Source organism: Saccharopolyspora rhizosphaerae (assembly GCF_003931915.1).
GTDB classification, from domain to species: domain Bacteria; phylum Actinomycetota; class Actinomycetes; order Mycobacteriales; family Pseudonocardiaceae; genus Saccharopolyspora; species Saccharopolyspora rhizosphaerae.
This window is the reverse complement of sequence record NZ_RSAA01000007.1, coordinates 112,651-131,108: the sequence shown is the minus strand read 5'-3', so window position 1 is coordinate 131,108 and position 18,458 is coordinate 112,651. Positions and strand designations below refer to the sequence as shown.

General features: G+C 72.7%; 13 protein-coding genes. 9 read left to right on the top strand and 4 right to left on the bottom strand.

The window, feature by feature from the left end:
- Positions 1 to 32 precede the first annotated feature (32 nt).
- Entirely contained in the window at positions 33 to 1,166 is a 1,134-nt protein-coding gene (locus tag EIL87_RS07260) for a M24 family metallopeptidase (protein ID WP_125089407.1), read from the top strand.
- On the top strand, positions 1,163 to 1,633 hold the full coding sequence (locus EIL87_RS07255) for an Lrp/AsnC family transcriptional regulator (protein WP_407690519.1): 471 nt from the start codon (positions 1,163 to 1,165) through the stop codon (positions 1,631 to 1,633). The genes EIL87_RS07260 and EIL87_RS07255 overlap by 4 nt, the downstream gene beginning before the upstream one ends.
- A 432-nt stretch (positions 1,634 to 2,065) precedes the next feature.
- Here EIL87_RS07255 and EIL87_RS07250 read toward each other — a convergent pair whose 3' ends face one another.
- A complete protein-coding gene (locus EIL87_RS07250; protein WP_125089406.1) occupies positions 2,066 to 3,133 on the bottom strand; it encodes a GDSL-type esterase/lipase family protein in 1,068 nt (355 codons plus the stop codon).
- Positions 3,134 to 3,329: 196 nt separating this feature from the next.
- Between EIL87_RS07250 and EIL87_RS07245 the strand changes: the two genes are divergently transcribed.
- The 6 genes from EIL87_RS07245 to EIL87_RS07215 all read left to right on the top strand — a co-directional run bounded on the left by EIL87_RS07245 (position 3,330) and on the right by EIL87_RS07215 (position 12,767).
- Entirely contained in the window at positions 3,330 to 3,872 is a 543-nt protein-coding gene (locus EIL87_RS07245) for an FxsA family protein (RefSeq protein ID WP_125089405.1), read from the top strand.
- A 221-nt stretch (positions 3,873 to 4,093) separates the two neighbouring features.
- A complete protein-coding gene (locus EIL87_RS07240) occupies positions 4,094 to 5,713 on the top strand; it encodes an amidohydrolase (RefSeq protein ID WP_125089404.1) in 1,620 nt (539 codons plus the stop codon).
- A 13-nt stretch (positions 5,714 to 5,726) separates the two neighbouring features.
- Complete coding sequence (hrpB, locus tag EIL87_RS07235) at positions 5,727 to 8,144, top strand: ATP-dependent helicase HrpB (RefSeq protein ID WP_125089403.1); 2,418 nt, start codon at positions 5,727 to 5,729, stop codon at positions 8,142 to 8,144.
- Between the two features lie 737 nt (positions 8,145 to 8,881).
- Positions 8,882 to 9,652, top strand: coding sequence for an MFS transporter (locus EIL87_RS07225; protein ID WP_125089402.1), 771 nt, complete (start codon positions 8,882 to 8,884; stop codon positions 9,650 to 9,652).
- Complete coding sequence (locus EIL87_RS07220) at positions 9,606 to 10,136, top strand: MFS transporter (protein ID WP_125089401.1); 531 nt, start codon at positions 9,606 to 9,608, stop codon at positions 10,134 to 10,136. The genes EIL87_RS07225 and EIL87_RS07220 overlap by 47 nt, the downstream gene beginning before the upstream one ends.
- 9 nt (positions 10,137 to 10,145) lie before the next feature.
- The gene (locus EIL87_RS07215) at positions 10,146 to 12,767 is read left to right on the top strand and encodes a family 78 glycoside hydrolase catalytic domain (RefSeq protein ID WP_125089400.1); all 2,622 of its coding nucleotides are present in this window, start codon (positions 10,146 to 10,148) and stop codon (positions 12,765 to 12,767) included.
- On the opposite strand, the gene EIL87_RS07210 is transcribed toward EIL87_RS07215, so the two are convergent.
- The 3 genes from EIL87_RS07210 to EIL87_RS07200 are packed head-to-tail and all read right to left on the bottom strand — an operon-like array spanning position 12,768 to position 15,862.
- Positions 12,768 to 13,934: a MalY/PatB family protein gene (locus EIL87_RS07210; protein ID WP_125089399.1), complete on the bottom strand. Its 1,167-nt coding sequence runs from the start codon at positions 13,932 to 13,934 to the stop codon at positions 12,768 to 12,770.
- Entirely contained in the window at positions 13,931 to 14,422 is a 492-nt protein-coding gene (locus tag EIL87_RS07205) for a GNAT family N-acetyltransferase (protein ID WP_125089398.1), read from the bottom strand. Before EIL87_RS07205 ends, EIL87_RS07210 begins: the two co-directional genes overlap by 4 nt.
- Positions 14,423 to 14,458: 36 nt before the next feature.
- A complete protein-coding gene (locus tag EIL87_RS07200; RefSeq protein WP_125089397.1) occupies positions 14,459 to 15,862 on the bottom strand; it encodes an Nramp family divalent metal transporter in 1,404 nt (467 codons plus the stop codon).
- Between the two features lie 215 nt (positions 15,863 to 16,077).
- On the opposite strand from EIL87_RS07200, the gene EIL87_RS07195 reads away from it, so the two are divergent.
- Positions 16,078 to 18,435: a xanthine dehydrogenase family protein molybdopterin-binding subunit gene (locus EIL87_RS07195; RefSeq protein ID WP_125089396.1), complete on the top strand. Its 2,358-nt coding sequence runs from the start codon at positions 16,078 to 16,080 to the stop codon at positions 18,433 to 18,435.
- The last annotated feature ends 23 nt before the right edge of the window (positions 18,436 to 18,458 follow it).

Below are 18,458 nucleotides of genomic sequence, written 5' to 3'. Positions count from 1 at the left end.
GCGGAGGAACCCTCCGGGATTAGGCTTGGACCATGGCCACTGTCCCGTTGAAGCAGGACCCCACCGTGCTCGCCGCGCGCCTCACCCGTGCCGCGGAAACCGCTGCCGCGTCCGACCTGGACGCGCTGCTGATCACGCCTGGATCCGACCTCCGCTACCTGCTGGGCGCCGGTGGTGAGTCGCACGAGCGGCTGACCTGCCTGGTGCTGCCGGCCGACGGCACGCCCGCGCTGGTGGTGCCCAAGCTGGAGGCGCCCGGGTACGCCGACGTGCCGCTCGCCGAACTCGGCATCGAGGTCGTGACCTGGGTCGACGGGCAGGACCCGCACGGGGTGGTGGCCGAGCTGCTAGGCGCGCCCTCCCGGGTCGCGCTCGCCGACGCGATGCCCGCGCTGCACACCTTGCCGCTGCGCGGCAAGCTGCCGCGCACCGAGCAGGTGCTGGCTTCGCCGGTGCTGCGCGAGCTGCGGATGCGCAAGGACGCCACCGAGCTGCAGGCGCTGCGCGACGCCGGTGCGGCGATCGACCGCGTGCACGCGCGGATGGCGGAGTTCCTCAAGCCCGGTCGCACCGAAGCCGAGGTGGGTGCCGACATCGAAGCGGCCATCCTCGCCGAGGGCCACACCGAGGCCGCGTTCATCATCGTCGGGTCCGGGCCCCACGGCGCCAGCCCGCACCACTCGCTGTCCGACCGGGTTGTCGAACGCGGTGACGTCGTCGTGATCGACATCGGCGGTCCGATCGCCAGCGGTTACAACTCCGACTGCACCCGCACCTACGCCGTCGGCGAACCCGCCCAGCCGGACGTGCGCGAGACCTACGCCGTGCTGCAGGCCGCGCAGCGCGCCGCGGTCGACGCCGTTCGCCCGGGGGTGACCGCGGAGTCCGTCGACGCCGCCGCCCGCGAGCCCATCGCCGCCGCCGGGTTCGGAGAGAACTTCGTGCACCGCACCGGCCACGGGATCGGTCTCGACGTGCACGAGGAGCCCTACATCGTCGGCGGCAACGAGCTGGTCCTCGAAGCGGGCATGGCCTTCAGCGTCGAGCCCGGCATCTACCAGCAGGGCCACTGGGGGGCTCGCATCGAAGACATCGTGATCGTCACCGAGAGCGGTGTGGAGAGCGTCAACAACCAGCCGCACGAGCTGGTGGTGCTGCCGGCGTGAGCGAACGGGCGACCAGCCCGGGGCCCCTGGAGGCCACCGACCGGGCGATCCTGCGCGAACTCGCGCGCGACGGCAGGTGCAGCTTCACCGAACTCGCCGAGCGCGTCGGGCTCAGCGTGTCCGCCGTGCACCAGCGCGTCCGGCGGCTGGAGCAGCGCGGTGCGCTGCAGGGCTACACGGCCAAAGTGGACGGTGACCAGATCGGCCTTCCGCTGACCGCGTTCATCTCGCTGACGCCGATAGACCCGGCCGCCCCGGACGACTACCCGCAGCGGTTGCAGCACCTCCCCGAGATCGAGTCCTGCTACTCGGTGGCGGGCGACGAGTCCTACATCCTCCAGGTGCGGGTGGCCTCGCCACTGGGCCTGGAGGAGCTGCTCCGGCAGATCCGCGAAGCGGCCAAGGTGTCCACCCGGACGACCGTGGTGCTCTCCACCCCCTTCGAGAACCGCCCTCCCGCGATCTGATCTTCTTGTTCGGGGTTTGCTGTGCATGGCGGTGCGGGTGGCAGAACCTGAGCGGCTTCGTGGTCTCCGTGCGCCGCTCCTTGAGCATGCCGTACGCGGCGTCGCGGCGTACTCGCCACGAAGCCGCTCAGAACCTGCGGCGGTGCCGGTTGATCGCCCCACCTGAAGACGCGGCTGCCGCCGCGGGCGGCCTCGCACCTGCGGCGGTGCGGGCTGAGTCCCTCACCTGGAAGGGCGGCTGCCGCCGCGGGCTGGCTGGATCGTGCGGTGGGGCCGGTTGAGCGCTCGCCTTGGAGGGGCTGCCGTCTTGGGTCGTCGCGACTCTGTGGCGGTGCGGGTGGGGTGCCTCGCCTGGAACGGTGGTTTCGCCGCTTCCTCTAGAGGTCTTCGCGCACTGCCTCGTGGCGCGGGGGCGGCTGGGGGAGTGGTTGTTCAGCGGTGGGCGTCGGCCAGGGGGACGGCGGTGAGGTTGCCCCGGTCGTCCGGCAAGCAGGCGGCGCCGGGTTCCGGGATGTCCAGGAACTCGCCGAGGCAGCGGGCGAACTGGGCGTGGCCGGTGGCGTTGGCGTGGAAGGACTCCTGCATCGCGTGCGGTGCGCGCTTCTCGTCCTTGAGCGCTTCCCAGTCCACGGTGAGCCGCGTGAACCACTCGCCTTCGGCCGTCTTCGGGTCACCCGTGCACGCCTCGTGGCCGGTGCCCGCGCGGGACAGGTCGAGGAACCGCGCGCCCGATTCGCGGGCCACGTCCCGCAGGCCGTCGGAGAGCTGCGGCACCCCGACATCGCGGATCCACCGGAGGTCGCTGGGCAGGAACGGGCAGCCGGACAGGCCCTGCAGCTCCGGGCGCACGTCCGGGCCGACGGGCGAGGCGTAGGACTGCACGATCAGCTGGTAGCTGCCGGGCGTGTACCCGGCGCCGTCCATCGCGGCCTGGATGTCGCGCACCGCGGCCAGCGCCTTGGGCTCCATCTGCTCGACGCGCTGCTGCCACTGGCCCTCCAGCTGCGCCGAGCAGCCGATCGGGGAGCGGCGAGCCCAGGCCTCCACGCACTGGTTGACCACGTCGAGGAAGCCGGGGTCGTCGTTGGCGCCGATCTGCACCACGACGTCGGTGATCCGGTAGCGCTGGGCCAGCTCGGCCAGCTGCGCCGTCTGCGACTTCTCCGCCCCGACCTGCTCCTGGTCGGTGCGCAGCGCCTCGGTGCGGGCACCCGAGCAGGCCAGGTTGACGCGGGTCACGTCAGGCGGCAGCCGCAGCTGGTGCACCGGCGCGGCGGGGGAGCGGTGGCACCAGTTGTCGCCTTCGCCGTTGGTGCCCGCCACGTAGTTGCCGCCGCCCTCGCCGGACAGCGTCGAGTCGCCGACCGTCACCACGGCGGCCGGCAGTTGCTTGGGCTGCATCGGCAGACCCGGCAGGTACTGATCGCTGATCAACACCGCGAGCGCCAGCAGGCTGCCCACGAGCAGGAGGATGAGCGATTTCGACTTGTGCGCCCGCATCATCACGGAGTCTACGAAGTGGTCGGGCCGGGCGGCGTTCCAGGTAGTGGAAGCTCCCCCGCCGTGTCGGCCCGGCGTGCCGCTCCTCGCCGAGGCTGGTGTGAGGTTCCTCGGCAACCGGGTTGTTCGGTTTGGGAGAATTCCGAGCCCCCCGTTCGTTGGAGGGGGTGGAACGTTCCACGACTGGAGGTCCTGGGTGCCGATCCTCGTGCTGCTCCTCATCGCCGGGGTCGCCGAACTCGCCGTGCTGGTCGCGCTGGGTCAGGCGATCGGGCTGCTGCCCACCATCGGCCTGCTCGTGCTGGCCGCTGTCCTGGGCAGTTGGCTGCTGCGCCGAGAAGGGCGCCGCACGCTCGGCGAGTTCCGCGAGGCCGCCCGGTTGCGCAGGCCTCCGGAGCGGGAGATCTCCGACGGCATGCTCATCGCCGCCGGTGGCCTCCTGATCGTGCTGCCCGGGTTCCTCAGCGACGTCGCCGGGCTCCTGCTGCTCCTGCCGCCCACCCGGGCGCTGGTGCGCAAGCGCATGATGCGCGCGGCCGAGGAGCGGGCGAAGAAGGTGCAGGACCAGGTGTGGCTGCACCAGCAGCGGTTCGGGCGCGGAGGCGGCCGCTCGGGTGACTTCATCGACGGTGAGGTGGTCGACGAGACCGACGACCCGCCGTCCGCTAGTTCGACACCGATCATCCTGCCGCCGCAGTCGGCGCGCGCGGAACGCATCGACGAGCCGCCGCAGCGCTGACGAGCACGAACCGCGTCGCGAGCCGCGGCGCGAGGGCACCGGCGTCCGCGATAGGCGCGACAGGTTCAAGGCCGGGCGTTCAGTGCGGGTAAGCTCGCCAGAACGATCGTTGCCGGGGCGGATCGGGGGCTGAGTTCGAGCACGGGACCAGGCGCCTCAAGCCGCCCTGCCGAGAGCGAACTGCGCAGTTGAACCCCGGAACAGCGGAAAGCACGAAGGACATGCCCGAGACCACGTTGTTGCTCGGCGGCCGCATCCACTCGCCCGCCGACGCCGCCGCCACCGCGATGGCCGTCACCGACGGACTCGTCTCGTGGCTCGGCGCCGACGAGGTCGGCCGTGCGCTGCACCCCGATGCCGAGGTCGTCGACCTCGACGGGGCGTTCATCACGCCAGCCTTCGTCGACTCCCACGTGCACGCCACCTCCACCGGACTGCTGCTGCGCGGGCTGGACCTGACCGGGTGCGCTTCGCTCACGGAGTTCCTGCACGCGCTGCGCGACCACGTGGCCGAGTACCCGGGTGCCCTGGTGTGGGGCCACGGCTGGGACGAGACCTGGTGGCCCGAGCGCAGGCCCCCGACGCGCGAGGAGATCGACACCGCCTCCGGCGGCGCTCCGGTGTACCTCTCGCGGATCGACGTGCACTCCGCGCTGGTCTCCACCGCGCTGGTGAACCTGGCCCCGCTGGCGCGCAGCGCCGAGGGCTGGAGCGAGGACGGTCCGCTGACCCGCGTCGCCCACCACCACGTGCGCCGCGCCGCCCGCGACGCCCTGGGGTCGGGGCAGCGCAAGGAAGCGCAGCTGGCGTTCCTGCAGCAGGCCGCCTCCCGCGGCGTGGCCTGCGTCCACGAGTGCGCCGGACCGGACATCTCCGGCGCCGACGACCTGGTCGAGCTGCTGGCGCTGTCCGATCAGGGCGGTGTCCCCGAGGTCGTCGGCTACTGGGGCGAGCTGGGTGCGGTCGACCGCGCCCGGGAGCTCGGAGCCCGGGGCTTGGCCGGTGACCTGTTCGTCGACGGTGCGGTCGGGTCGCGCACCGCCGCGCTGCGCGAGCCCTACACCGACGACCCGGGCACGGCCGGGGTGCTCTACCTCGATGCCGAAGCGGTCGCCGAGCACCTCGTGGCCTGCACCTGCGCCGGCCTGCAGGCCGGCTTCCACGTGATCGGGGACGCCGGGGTCGCCGAGGTGTGCGCGGGGTTCCGCAAAGCGGCCGAGGTCGTGGGCACTCCCGCGCTGGCGAGCGTGCGGCACCGCCTGGAGCACCTGGAGATGATCGACCCGGAGCAGGCCGCCGAGCTCGGGTCCTTCGGCGTGGTCGCCTCCGTGCAGCCCGGTTTCGACGCCTCCTGGGGCGGCACCGAAGACATGTACGCCCGTCGCCTGGGCCTTCCGCGCGGTGCGCGGCTGAACCCGTTCTCCCAGCTCGCCGCGAACGGTGTGCTGCTCGCCCTGGGGTCGGACGCGCCGGTGACCCCGGTCGACCCGTGGCGTTCGGTGCAGGCCGCGGTCAACCACCGCACCGACGGCTTCGGCATCTCGCCGCGCGCTGCTTTCACGGCGCACACCCGCGGTGGGTGGCGGGCCGCCGGTGTCGACGACGGCGTGACCGGCACCCTGGTGCCGGGCGCTCCCGCCACCTACGCCGTGTGGGACGCCGGTGAGCTGGTGGCGGCCGGTTCCGATTCGCGGGTGCAGCGCTGGTCGACCGATCCGCGTTCGGGCGTACCGCCGCTGCCGGACCTCTCGCCGCAGGCGCCGATGCCGCGCTGCCTGCGCACGGTGCTGCGCGGCCGGACGATCTTCAAGCACGACCCCGAAGACGACGAACTCGTCTGACTCCGGTCCCCGCATGGAGTTCCCCGATCTCCCGGTCCGTCCGGTCCTGGGCGAGGTCACCTCGGCGCTGACCGGGCACGGCACCTCCGTGCTCGTCGCCCCGCCCGGCACCGGCAAGACCACGCTGGTGCCGTTGGCGCTGGCCGAGGCCGGGTTGCGGGTCGTGGTCGCCGAACCGCGCAGGCTGGCCACCCGCGCCGCCGCGGCCCGGATGGCCGACCTGCTCGGTGAGCGGGTGGGGCAGCGCGTCGGTTACTCGGTGCGCGGCGAGCGCAAGCGCAACCGGGACACCGTCGTCGAGGTGGTGACCTCGGGTCTGCTGGTGCGCCGGTTGCAGGCCGATCCGGAGCTGGCCGGTGTGGATGTCGTGGTGCTCGACGAGTGCCACGAACGCCACCTCGACGCCGACCTGCTGCTCGCGCTGCTGCTGGACGCGCGCGAAGGACTGCGCCCCGACCTGGGGGTGCTGGCCACCTCGGCGACCGTGGCCGCCGAGCGCGTCGCCGACCTTCTGGGCGAGGCCCCGGTGCTGCACGCGCACGCCCGCACGCACCCGGTCCGGGTCGAGCACGTGGCTCCCCATCGCGGCGAGCGCACCGAACCGGTCGTCTCCCGCGCCATCCGCGCCGCGTTGTCCGAACAGGACGGTGACGTGCTCGTCTTCCTGCCGGGTGCCGGGGAGATCCGGCGCGTCACCGAGCAGCTCGCCGATCTGTCCGAGGTGGACGTGCTGCCGTTGCACGGCAGGCTTCCCCACGCCCAGCAGGACAGCGCGCTGCGCCAGGGTGAGCGGCGACGGGTCGTGCTGGCCACCGCGGTCGCGGAGTCGAGCCTGACCGTGCCCGGCGTGCGGGCCGTGGTCGACTCCGGGCTCGCCCGGGTCTCTCGGGTGGACACCCGGCGCGGCTTGTCCGGGCTGGCCACGGTCCGGGTGTCCGCTGCCGTCGCCGAGCAGCGGGCGGGTCGCGCGGGCAGGCAGGGGCCGGGCGTGGTGTACCGGTGCTGGCCCGAGCACGAGCACTCCACCTTGCCCGCCTACCCCGAGCCCGAGATCCGCGTCGCCGAACTCACCCGGCTGGCCCTGGAACTGGCCTGTTGGGGCACGCCTGACGGCTCGGCGCTGTCGTGGTGGGACCCGCCGCCGAGCGGGGCCCTGGCCGCCGGGCGCGAGGTGCTGCGCGGGCTCGGCGCGCTCGACGACTCCGGTGGTGTCACCGACCGCGGCCGCAGGATGGCCGAGCTCGGCCTGCACCCGCGGCTGGCGCGGGCGCTGCTCGACGGTGCCGACAGCGTCGGCGGGCAGCTCGCCGCCGAGGTGGTCGCTCTGCTCGACGACGACGGCCTCACCGGTGAGACCGACGTGATCAGCGCGCTCTCACGCCTGCGCGGCGGCGGCCCGGGCACCAAGCGCTGGCGCGAGGCGGTGCGCAGGCTCTCCTCGCAGGTGACCGGAACGCCTCGCCAGGACGGTGACGAGTCGCTCGTGGTGGCGCTCGCCCAGCCGGAACGCCTGGCACGGCGGCGCGGTGCCGGCTCGTCCACTTACCTGATGGCCTCCGGCACGGCGGTCGAGCTGCCGGCCGGTTCGGGCCTGCGGGACTCGGAATGGCTGGCCGTGGCCATCGCCGACCGCTCGCCCGGGCGCTCCGCGGGTCTCGTCCGGCTCGCCGCGCCCGCCGACGAGGAACTCGCTCGTCGCGCCGCACCGGCGCTGCTGAGCACCGAGGACGAGATCGCCTGGGTGGACGGGGACGTGCGCGCGGCGCGCGTGGAGCGGCTCGGGGCGATCACGCTGACCACCCGGCCGCTGCAGGACCCGGACCCGGCGCGGGTGCGGGAGGCTCTGCTCGAGGGCTTGCGCGCCGAGTCGCTGGAGCTGCTGCGCTGGGACGACGACTCCCGACGGCTCCGCCAGCGCCTGGCCTTCCTGCACCGAGCCCTGGGCGACCCGTGGCCCGCCGCCGACGACGCATCGCTGCTCGCCGCCGCCGACCAGTGGCTCGAACCGGAGCTCTCCCACGCGCGTCGCCGCGCCGACCTGCGCCTGCCGGCCGGCGAGGCGTTGCGGCGGCTGCTGCCGTGGTCGCAGGCGGGCCGCCTGGACGAGCTGGCGCCCGACCGCATCGAAGTGCCCACCGGGTCGCGCATCCGGGTCGACTACAGCGCCGAACAGCCAGCGCTGCCGGTGAAGCTGCAGGAGGTCTTCGGCTGGCGGACCGCGCCGCGGATCGCCGACGGCGCGGTCCCGGTGGTGCTGCACCTGCTGTCCCCGGCGGGACGCCCCGCCGCCGTCACCGGGGACCTCGCATCCTTCTGGGAGAACGGCTACCCGCAGGTGCGCGCGGAACTCCGCGGCCGCTACCCGAAGCACCCGTGGCCCGAAGACCCGACCGTCGCCGCACCGACGCGCGGGACCAACCGCCGCCGCTGACCCGGCGGGAGGGAGGAGGCCTTGCGTGCGTCGAGTCCTACCGCCCGCACCGCGTGCACCTCGGCTCGACCGCGTGGCCTTCGAAGTGGGCCGCCAGGGACTTCGGTCGCGTACGGCCCTTGGCCGCTGTGACCCGGAACGAGCACCCGGGGACCGGGCACGCCCGCCAGAGATCGTCGTCGAGGAGGACGACGCGCGTCGCTGGCTGAGACAACTGGGACATGTGAGGCATCACAGACCGACTGGGACAGCCGGGAAGCGGAGTCACCCGATCGTCGCCACGATCGACGCGTGCCGCGCACGAAGCTGCTCACGTCCTCCCAGCTCGCCGGCGAGCTCGGCGTCTCCCGGCGCTCGATCGCCCGGTACGTCCAGGCGGGCATCCTCGTGCCGGAGCTCGTGACGCCCGGCGGTCAAGCCCGCCCCGACCTGGACTCGGCCGAGGAAGAGCTTCGTGAGCACGCCCGCCGCCAGCGCGGTTGTGGCCGCCTCCGGGGGCGGCGACCGTTCCCGCCACGAGGCTCGGAACTCGTGTGCTGTGGGAGTCCCGCGCACCACCGAGTGACCACGGTGGAGGGCGCTGCCGGTCGTCCTGCGTCGAGCTCGGGTGGCGGGAGTTCGCCAGTCACCCGGAAGCCCGATCCGGAGGGGCTCGGAGATCGTGAGCATCCGGAGCCTGGCTCGATGATCCGCGCACGCCGTTCCAGCCCGCCGGCACATCGATCATCGAGAGCTCGATGGAAGGCAGCACCGCGACACCGGCACGCCCTTGGCGCACGGCGCTCCTCGCCGGGATGGCCTCGTTCCTCGACTCCAGCGCCCTGGTGGCCGCGGGCATCGTGGTCGGCACCCTCTACGCCGAGGACATGGGCCTGTCGGAAGGCCGGATCGGCCTGGTCCTGGGGCTGCAGACGATGGCGTTCGCGGTCGGCGCGCTGTTCGGCGGCCGGCTCGGCGACCGTTTCGGCCGCCGCCGGGTGTTCACCTGGTCGATGGTGGTCTACGCGCTCGGTGCGGCGCTGTTCGTCGTGGCGGAGGGGCCCGGAGCGCTCGTCGTGGCCGCCGCGGTCATCGGCCTGGCGATCGGCGCGGACCTGCCGGTGTCGCTGGCGATGATCAACGAAGAGGGGCCGGAGGGGCGGAAGGCCTCGCTCGTCGTCTTCTCCTCGGTGCTGTGGAACGTCGGCATCGCGACGACCATGCTGCTCAGCGCTTTCCTCTCCGGTTTCGGCGCGGTAGGTGGGCGGGTGCTGTTCGGCTACCTCGTCGCGATCGCGCTGGTCGTGCTGGGAGCGCGGCTGACGATGCGGGAGTCCGTCGAGTGGCAAGCGGCCCGGCAGGCCGCCGACGTCGGCGGGGCGTGCGCTTCCGGGACCTCGGGCAGCTGCTGCGGCCGCCGCTGCCGATGGGGGCGCTGGTCACCGCGCTGTACTACGCGTGTGGAACGTCGGCGCGAACACGATGGGCCAGTTCGGCTCGTTCCTCCACGTCAACGTCGGCGGCGGTGACGTGGCGACCTACTCGCTGGTGAGCACCATCGGCCTCGGTGTCGGCCTGACCGCCGGGGTGGTGTTCATGCGGTACGTCGACACCCCCGCGCGCCCGCACCTGTTCGCCGTCGGCTCGGTGATCATCGTGCTCGCCTGCACCGTCCCGCTGGTGGTGGGCTTCAACGAGGTGTCGCTGCTGGCCACCCTCCTGCTGTCCGCCCTGGGCAGCTCCTTCGCCGGGGAGACCGTGTACGAGGTGTGGTCGCAGGAGCTGTTCCCGACTCTGCTGCGCGGAACCGCGCAGGGGAGCACCATCGCCTTCGGCCGGATCGTGGCGGCGCTGGTCGGCTTCGCCACTCCGGCGCTCGCCGCGGCCAGCGCCGGGATGACCTTCGCCGGCGTCGCGGCGCTGGCGGTCCTGGCCGGTGCCGTCGGCATGTTCTGGACGCCCCGGCTCCCGGGCGCGCGGCAGCTCACCGCGGCCGACGAGAGCACGACGTGAAGGGATCGCGTGGACCCGCACACCCTCCTTGGAGCGGCCTCCTGGATCGGCCGGTGGACCGACCCGGCCCACCGCGTCGTGCGGTCGATCGACTCCGACGAGATCGCCTGGATCGACCCCGGCGAGTGGCTGGGGCAGACCTTCACCGCACCAGGACCGTTCACCGCGGTGTGCGTGGACCTGGTCCGCGACGGCGAACCGCAGGGCAGGCTGGAGCTGCGCGACGCCACGGGTGCCCTGGCGAGCACCGCGGTGGAGGTCGGCTCGTTCCGGTGGGACCGGTTCGCGCACTACCTCGAACTCGCCGAGCCGGTGGACCCGGGGGACTACCAGGTCAGGTTGACCCTCGACCGGGGGCGCGTGGGGTGGCGCACCCGCACCACCGCGCCGGAACCCGGCGCCGACGACGGTGTTTCGCCGCTCCCGGTGCGGGGAGTGGCGCTGCGCGACGGGGCTGAGGAGCCCGGCACGCGGGCGATCGGTGTGGAGACCGTGCCCGCGCCGAACCCGGTGTTCCGCGCGGAGTTCGACGTCGGCGCGAGCGTGCGCGAAGCGCGGCTGACCGCGGTCGGGCTCGGTGTCGGCGTGTTCCGGATCAACGGCCGCGACGTGACCGAGGACGTGCTCGAACCCGCGCAGACCGCCTACGACCGCACGGTCCTGCACCGCACCTACGACGTCACGGCACTGCTGGAACCCGGTCGCAACACGATCACCGCCGAGCTCGGCCGGGGGTTCTTCGCAGCGCGCGGAGCCAACACCTGGGGCTGGAACCTGGCCCCGTGGCACCGCGAACCGGTGCTGTGCGCGCACCTGGAGCACGTCGACGCCGACGGTGCCCGGCACGTGGTCGTCTCCGGCCCGGGGTGGGAGGCCGCTGCCGGGCCGACCGTCGGAGACGTGCTCTACACCGGCGAGAAAGTCGACGGGAGGGTCGAACCGCGCTGGGAACCGGCGGTCGTCGTCCCGCCGCCGGGCGGTCGGCTGCGGGAGGCGACCGCGCCGCCCGTCCGACGCACCGAGGTGCTGTCCGCGCAGCGGCGGACGACCGTCGGTGACACCACCGTGCACGACTTCGGCACCATCCTCGCCGGCCGGGTGCGCTGCACGGTCAGCGGCGAACCCGGGGCGGAGGTCGTCGTCCGGTACGCCGAGCAGTTCGCCGAGGACGACACCGTGCGCTGCGACAACGTCCTCGCCGCGGGGGAGTCGCAGGTGGACCGGCACGTGCTGGGTGCGGGGCCGGTGACCTGGGAACCGCAGTTCTCCTACAAGGGTTTCCGCTACGTCGGGGTGCAGGTCCGCGGGAGGGCCGAGGTGAGCGAGGTGCGGGCCGTGCGGCTGGCCGCCACCGTCGCCGAGGCCGGGTCGTTCGTCTGCGACGACGAGACGCTGAGCTGGATCGACGCGGCCACCGCGCGCACCTTCCGGAACAACCTGCACGGCGTGCCGACCGACACGCCGGTGTACGAGAAGAACGGGTGGACCGCCGACGCCCACCTGGTTGCCGAAGCCGCGCTGCACCACTACGACCTGCGCGACTCGCTGGTGAAGTGGCTCAACGACCACGTCGACGCGCGCGACGCGACCGGTGTGGTGCCGATGATCGTGCCGACTCCGGGATGGGGGCGCGAAGCCGACCCGGCGTGGAGCGCGTCGATGGTGCTCATCCCGTGGAACCTGTACTGGGAACACGGCGGCCGCGCCCTGCTGGAGCGCTACGCGGACCCGGTCCGCGGCCACACCGACCGGCTCCTGGAGCTCTCCGACGGCGGGCTGTGGCGCGGGGACAGCTGGGGCGACTGGCTCTCGCCCGGGCACTGGCACGCGCCCGAAGGGCCCGAGCCGACCGCGACGATGATGCTCCACCGCGTCACCGCGCGCACCGCGGACATCTGCCAGGCCCTCGGCGTGGAGGGCGAGGCCGAGCGCTACCGCGAGGCTGCCCGCAGGGTTGCCGCGGCCTACCACGCGGCGTACTTCGACGAGCGCACCGGAACCTACCGCTCGCCCGGAGCCGGGTACCGGCAGTCGATGAACGTGATGCCGCTGGCCTTCGGCGCCGTCCCGAGCTCCGCGGTCGCGGAGGTGGGGGCCGGCCTCGTCGACGACGTCGAGCGGCGCACCCGCGGGCACCTCGACTGCGGGGCGGTCGCGGCCAAGCACCTGTTGCCGGCGCTGGACGAGGTGGGGAGCCCGGACCTGGCGGTGACGGTGGCGACCCGGCCCGACCGGCCGGGCTGGGGGATCTGGCGGCGTCTGGGGATGGACACGCTCATGGAGTCCTGGGACGAGAGCGCCCGCTCGCACAACCACTACTTCCTCGGCGCCGCCTCGGCGTGGATCCAGCAACGCGTCGGCGGTCTGCGCTCGACCAGCCCCGGCTGGCGGGCCTTCGACGTCGCGCCCGTGGAGGACGAGCGCGTCACCTGGGCCGACGTCCACCACACCACGCCGGAGGGACCCGCCGGAGTCGCCTGGCGGCGGCACGAGGGGACCTGGGAGCTGGACGTCGAGGTCCCCGAGGGCAGCGTCGCGACGGTGCGACTGCCCGGCCACCAGCCCACCCGGTTGACCGGGGGCCGGCACCGGCTCACCCGCCGGGCCGAGGTGCCCGAGCACGTCTGGTGATCAGCGGCGGCGGACCGCCTCGGCGAGGCCGAGGACGATGCGTTCGAGGATCGGGCGCGGGGTGGCGAAGTTGAGGCGGGCGTGCCCGCGTCCCTCCTCGCCGCAGGCGGGGCCGTCGGTGAGCACGATCCCGGCGTGGTCGCGGAAGAACTCGCCGGGGTGGTCACCGAGGCCGAGCGCGCGGAAGTCCAGCCACGCCAGGTAGGTGCCCTCGGGCTGCCGGTAGCCCACCTCTGGAAGGTGCTCCGCCAGCAACGACGCGACGGCTTGCCGGTTCCCGTCGAGGTAGTCCAGCACCTCCTCCAGCCACGGCTGCCCGGAGGTGTAGGCCGCGGTGTTGGCGACGACGCCGAGGTTGGCCGCGCCATCGGTGATGTGCGGGCCCAACGCGTGCAGGGTGGCGGCGTCGGCGTCGTTGGAGAGGACCAGCTGCGCGCACTTGAGCCCGGGCAGGTTCCAGGCCTTCGACGCCGAGGTCGCGGTGACCGCATGACCGGCGGCGGTGTCCGACAGCGAGGCGTAGGGGACGTGCCGGTGCCCCTGGTAGACCAGGGGCGCGTGGATCTCGTCGGCGAACACCCGGCCTCCGTGGCGGTCGACGACCTCGCAGACCGCCGCCAGCTCGTCGGCCGTGAACACGCGGCCCAGCGGGTTGTGCGGGTTGCACAGCACCAGCAGGTTCCCGCCCGCCTGGAACGCCGCGTCCAGCCCGTCCAGGTCCACCGCGAAGCCGTCGCCGTCGTCGACCGCCGGGACGGTGATGAGCTCCCGACCCATTCCGCCGGGGACCTTCAGGAACGGCATGTAGGCGGGCGTGGGCAGGATGACCGCGCTGCCGGGCTCGCTGAAGTGCTCGATGGTCAGCGTCAGCGCCCGGATGACGTCCGGGATCGGGTGCACCCGCTCCGGCGCGACCTGCCAGCCGTAGCGCTGCGCCTGGTAGTCGGCGCAGGCCTGGGACATCTCGGCCGCCAGAGGTGGCGGCAGGTAGCCGAAGTTGAGCGAGTCGACACCCTCGTGCAGGGCTTCGAGCACGGCCGGTGCGGTGCCGAAGTCCATCTCCGCGACGAAGGCGCCGAGGGCGTCCCCGTGCAGCGTCCACTTGAGACCCCCGCGCGCACGCAGGTCCTCGACGGTCACCGCGTCGAAAGCGTTGCCCACGATCATCCTCTCCACAGGTGCTTCTCGAACCAGTGTGAGGCGTAGCGGGCGTGGTTGTAAGCCGGGATCTCGTGGTAGCCGTGCTGGGCGTAGAGCTTGCGGGCTTCGACCAGGTCGGAGCGGGTGTCGAGGCGGATGGTGCGGTGGCCGAGCGATGTGGCGCGCTCCTCGACCGCGTCGAGGAGCACGCCACCGAGCCCGCGCCGCCGGGCGGCGGGCCGGACGTACATCCGCTTCAGCTCGGCGATCCCCGGGGCCAGTGCGCGCAGGCCCGCGCACCCGACGGCACCCGGTCCGTCGCGAGCGACCAGGAAGACCCCGGCCGGCGGGTGCAACCCGTCGTCGGGGTCCTCGGCCAGGGCCTCGTCCACCTCGGCCCGGGTGACCGGGCGGCCGTGGTACCGGCTCGCCACCTCCTCGGTGTACTCGCGCAGCAGGGAGAGGGCGAGCGGCCCGTCGACCGCCTCGGCGCGGATCTCGAACTCGGTGTGCACACGACGATCTTCTCCGCCGCGTCCACCGGAATTTCCCTACTCGACGTCGAGGCCGAAGACCTTGAGCAGGGTGTAGAGACCGAGCAGCACGATGGCGATGCTGCTGACCAGGAGCACGACGTTGAACCAGCGTCCGCCGCGCAGCTCCGGGTCGACCTGGGTCTTGCACAGGTACCAGGTCGCGAAGACCACCGCGGGCAGGAAGATGCCGGTCGCGATGCCACCGATCTGCACCATCACCACCGGCGAGGAGACCGACAGGTACGTCGCGCCCCACAGGATCGGCAGCACCACGATGCAGCCGCGGATCCACTTCTCCCGGACCGCGGCGTCGTTCCAGTCCAGCACGCCGAGCGTGGCCAGCACGTTGGTGTACATCCGCGACCAGCTCGGGATCGAGGCCCACAGCGTGGACCCGAGCACCGCGATCGCACCGACCAGGAAGCCGACGGCCGCCCACTCACCGATCACGTCGGTGTACATCTGCGAGAGCGTGGTGATCATCTCGTTGCCCTCGAGCACCAGGCCCTGCGGGTGGAGCACCGCCGCGCCCATGATGAAGAACGCCAGCGTGCCGACCGTGTAGATGATCCACGAGACGAAGACGTCCTTGTACATGACGCGGATCCAGCCCTGCGCGCGCGCCTTCCACTCCGGGCTGCCGTCGTTCGGGCCGACCCAACGGGCGTAGCCCTTCTCGACGCACCAGTAGGTGTAGAAGGTGATCTCGTCGGCGCCGACACCGGTGATGCCGAACATCGCCACCGCGGCGCCGATCGCGCCCGCCGGGATGGTGAAGGTCAGGCCGCCGAGCACGTCGTCGGCCCCGTAGCTGAACGGCGTGAACGGCAGCCCCAGCGCGATCACCACGGTGGCGATGGAGAACACCACCACCAGCGCGAACGCGCCGCGCTCGATGAGGCTGTAGCTGTTGGAGTACAGCAGCGCGATGCTGCCGGCGACGACGATGGCCGTCCACACGCCCAGCGAGGTGGCGCTGAGCGGTTCGCCGCCCACCGGGATCAACAAGCTCAGCGCGGAGGCGGTGCCCCCGACGATGCCGCCGATCTGCAAGAACTTCGACAGCGCCATGAGGATCCACAGCACGTTGATCCAGCCGACGCGGCCGACCTTGGGCGGTACCTCGTTGAACCCGGTCAGCGCGGGTTTTCCGGTGAGGATCGTCCACCGGGCGAGTTCGGCCTGCACGGCCACCTTCACGGCGGTGGACAGGATGACCATCCACAGCAGGACGAAACCCACCTTCGCGCCCAGCGCGGTGGTGGCGATGAGCTCGCCGGAGCCGACGATCGAGGCGCTGACGATCAGCCCGGGGCCGAGGTAGCGCAGGCTGCCTGCCCAGCCGGTGGGCGGATCCTTGATGCCGTCGGCCGTGAGGAGGTAGGGATCGCTTTCAGCGATCGCGACCTTGGTTGCCATCGGGGCACTCCCTTGTGCCTAGGAGTTGTGCGGGAGGTCTGTGCAGTTTCACAGTTGTGAAACCTGCTCGAGGTGGTGGAAAGCTACCCACGCGAACAAGGCCGGTCAATCGATTCGGTGAGGCGGGAATGCCAGCGCCTCGGATCGGGTTGATCTCCCTCGGTGAGGCGGTTTCGACCTCTGCCGCCGTCCGTCCGGAGGGATAGGGTTTTCGCATGGTGGGTTCACTTCTGGGGACTGAAGTTCAGCGGGTTGAAGACCCCGACCTGCTCCGCGGTCAGGGCACCTACATCGGCAACCTCGCCGTCGAAGGCATGCTGCACATCGGGTTCGTGCGCTCCCACGTCGCGCACGCCGAGATCGCCGGGATCGACACCTCGGCGGCGGCCGAAGCGCCCGGCATCGTCGGCGCTTTCACGGCCGCCGACCTGGACCTGCCGGTGCCTCCGCCTTTCGTCGAGGTGAACCCGCAGGTCGTCCGCCCGCCGTTGGCCACCGACCGGGTCCGCTTCGTCGGCGAACCCGTCGCGGTGCTCGTCGGTGAGTCCGCCGAGGCCGTGGCCGACGCGGTCGAGCTCGTCGACGTCGACTACCGCGAACTGCCGGTGGTCACCGATCCGGAACGCGCGCTGGACGAGGACGCCGAGCTGCAGTTCCCCGGTCTCGGCAGCAACGTCGCCGCCGGGTTCCGCGACCGCGCAGGCGGTTCCGCGCTAAACGGCGCGGACGTGGTGGTGCGGGCGCGCATCGAGAACCAGCGCGTCGCCGTCGTGCCGCTGGAGGGCAACGCCGTCGCCGTCCAGCCGGGCGGGCCGGACCGGGACCACGACATCACCGTGCACGTGTCGACCCAGATGCCGCACGGCGTGCGCGCCGGGCTGGCCAAGGCCTTCGGGTTCGACAAGGACCGCGTCCGGGTCATCTCGCCGCACGTCGGCGGTGGTTTCGGCGGCAAGGCGGGAGCCATCTCCGAGCACGTGGTGGCCGTCGGTCTCGCGCTGCGGCTGGGCCGGCCGGTGCGCTGGGTCGAAGGCCGCTCGGAGAACATGCAGGGCATGCCGCACGGCCGCGCCCAGGTGCAGTACGCCGAGCTCGGGCTGCGCCGCGACGGGAAGATCGTCGGCATGCGCTGCCGCGTCATCGGAGACTGCGGTGCCTACGCCGGTTTCGGCGGATCGCTCGCGCTCGGCCCGACCCGGACCATGGCGCAGGCCGTCTACGACATCCCGAAGATCAGCTACGACGGCGTCGCCGTGCTGACCAACACCACTCCCGTCGGCGCCTTCCGCGGTGCCGGGCGTCCCGAGGCCGCGGCGATGGTCGAGCGGATGGTGGACCTGGCCGCCGCCGAGCTGGGCGAGGACCCGGCCGCGTTGCGGCGCAGGAACTTCCTGGTCCCGGAGCGCTTCCCGTACCGGACGCTGACCGGTGCCACCTACGACAGCGGCGAGTACGCGGTGCCCTTCGACGAGGCGTTGCGGCTGGCCGGCTACGAGGAGCTGCGCGCGGAGCAGGCCCGCCGCGTCGAAGCCGGCGAGCCCAAGCTGCTGGGCATCGGGCTCTCCGCCTACGTCGAGATCACCGGTGGCGGCTCGGGTGAGTACGCCGAGGTCGAGGTGCACGCCGACGGCGCCCGCATCCGGGTCGGCACCTCCGCGCACGGCCAGGGGCATGCGACGGCGTTCGCGATGATCGTCAACGACACGCTCGGCATCCCGCTGGACAAGATCGAGTTCATCCAGTCCGACACCGCCGAGGTGCCGCGCGGCGGTGGGACCGGCGGCTCCCGCTCGCTGCAGATCGGCGGTAGCGCGGTGCGCGAGGCGGGTACGGAGGTGCTGCAGCGCGCCAAGGAGCTCGCGGCCTCCCGCCTGGAGGCCGACGTCGACGACATCGAGGTCACCGACGGCGGGCTGGGCGTGACCGGCGTGCCGAGCGCGACGGTGGCCTGGGCCGACCTCGTCGAGGTCGCGGAGGGCGAGGGCGAGCGGCTGGCTGCGAACGTCGACTTCGCGCCCGACGGCGCGACCTTCCCGTTCGGCGCGCACGTGTCGGTCGTGGAAGTCGACGTCGAGACCGGGCAGGTCACGCCGCTGCGGCACATCGCGGTCGACGACTGCGGGCGGGTGCTCAACCCGATGCTGGTGCGCGGGCAGCAGCACGGCGGCGCCGCGCAGGGCATCGCCCAGGCGCTGTGGGAGCAGGTCACCTTCGACGCCGAGGGCAACCCGGAGACCGGGACCCTGGCCGACTACACGATCCCCTCCGCGGCGGACCTGCCGTCCTTCGAGGTGACCAACACCGAGACGTTGACACCGCTGAACCCGTTGGGCGCCAAGGGGATCGGCGAATCGGCGACGGTCGGTTCCACCCCGGCGGTGCAGAACGCCGTCGTCGACGCGCTCAAGCACCTGGGCGTGCGGCACATCGACATGCCGACCACGCCGGAACGCGTCTGGAAGGCCGTGCGCGACGGCGCTTCGGCGACCAGCTGGCAGGAGCCGCCGGCCGCCTTCGCGGCCCTCCCGCTCCGGGCCGACGACACGCCCGACGAGGAGGAAGCGGTCGTCTGAGGCGTCACGTCGACCGGGTGATC

What these genes read in the sequence shown, in the direction of transcription:
- EIL87_RS07260 (WP_125089407.1), top strand. Translation starts at nt 33, where the DNA reads ATGGCCACTGTCCCGTTGAAGCAGGACCCCACCGTGCTCGCCGCGCGC.
- EIL87_RS07250 (WP_125089406.1), bottom strand. Translation starts at nt 3,133, where the DNA reads ATGCGGGCGCACAAGTCGAAATCGCTCATCCTCCTGCTCGTGGGCAGC.
- EIL87_RS07240 (WP_125089404.1), top strand. Translation starts at nt 4,094, where the DNA reads ATGCCCGAGACCACGTTGTTGCTCGGCGGCCGCATCCACTCGCCCGCC.
- hrpB (WP_125089403.1), top strand. Translation starts at nt 5,727, where the DNA reads ATGGAGTTCCCCGATCTCCCGGTCCGTCCGGTCCTGGGCGAGGTCACC.
- EIL87_RS07225 (WP_125089402.1), top strand. Translation starts at nt 8,882, where the DNA reads ATGGAAGGCAGCACCGCGACACCGGCACGCCCTTGGCGCACGGCGCTC.
- EIL87_RS07220 (WP_125089401.1), top strand. Translation starts at nt 9,606, where the DNA reads ATGGGCCAGTTCGGCTCGTTCCTCCACGTCAACGTCGGCGGCGGTGAC.
- EIL87_RS07210 (WP_125089399.1), bottom strand. Translation starts at nt 13,934, where the DNA reads ATGATCGTGGGCAACGCTTTCGACGCGGTGACCGTCGAGGACCTGCGT.
- EIL87_RS07200 (WP_125089397.1), bottom strand. Translation starts at nt 15,862, where the DNA reads ATGGCAACCAAGGTCGCGATCGCTGAAAGCGATCCCTACCTCCTCACG.
- EIL87_RS07195 (WP_125089396.1), top strand. Translation starts at nt 16,078, where the DNA reads ATGGTGGGTTCACTTCTGGGGACTGAAGTTCAGCGGGTTGAAGACCCC.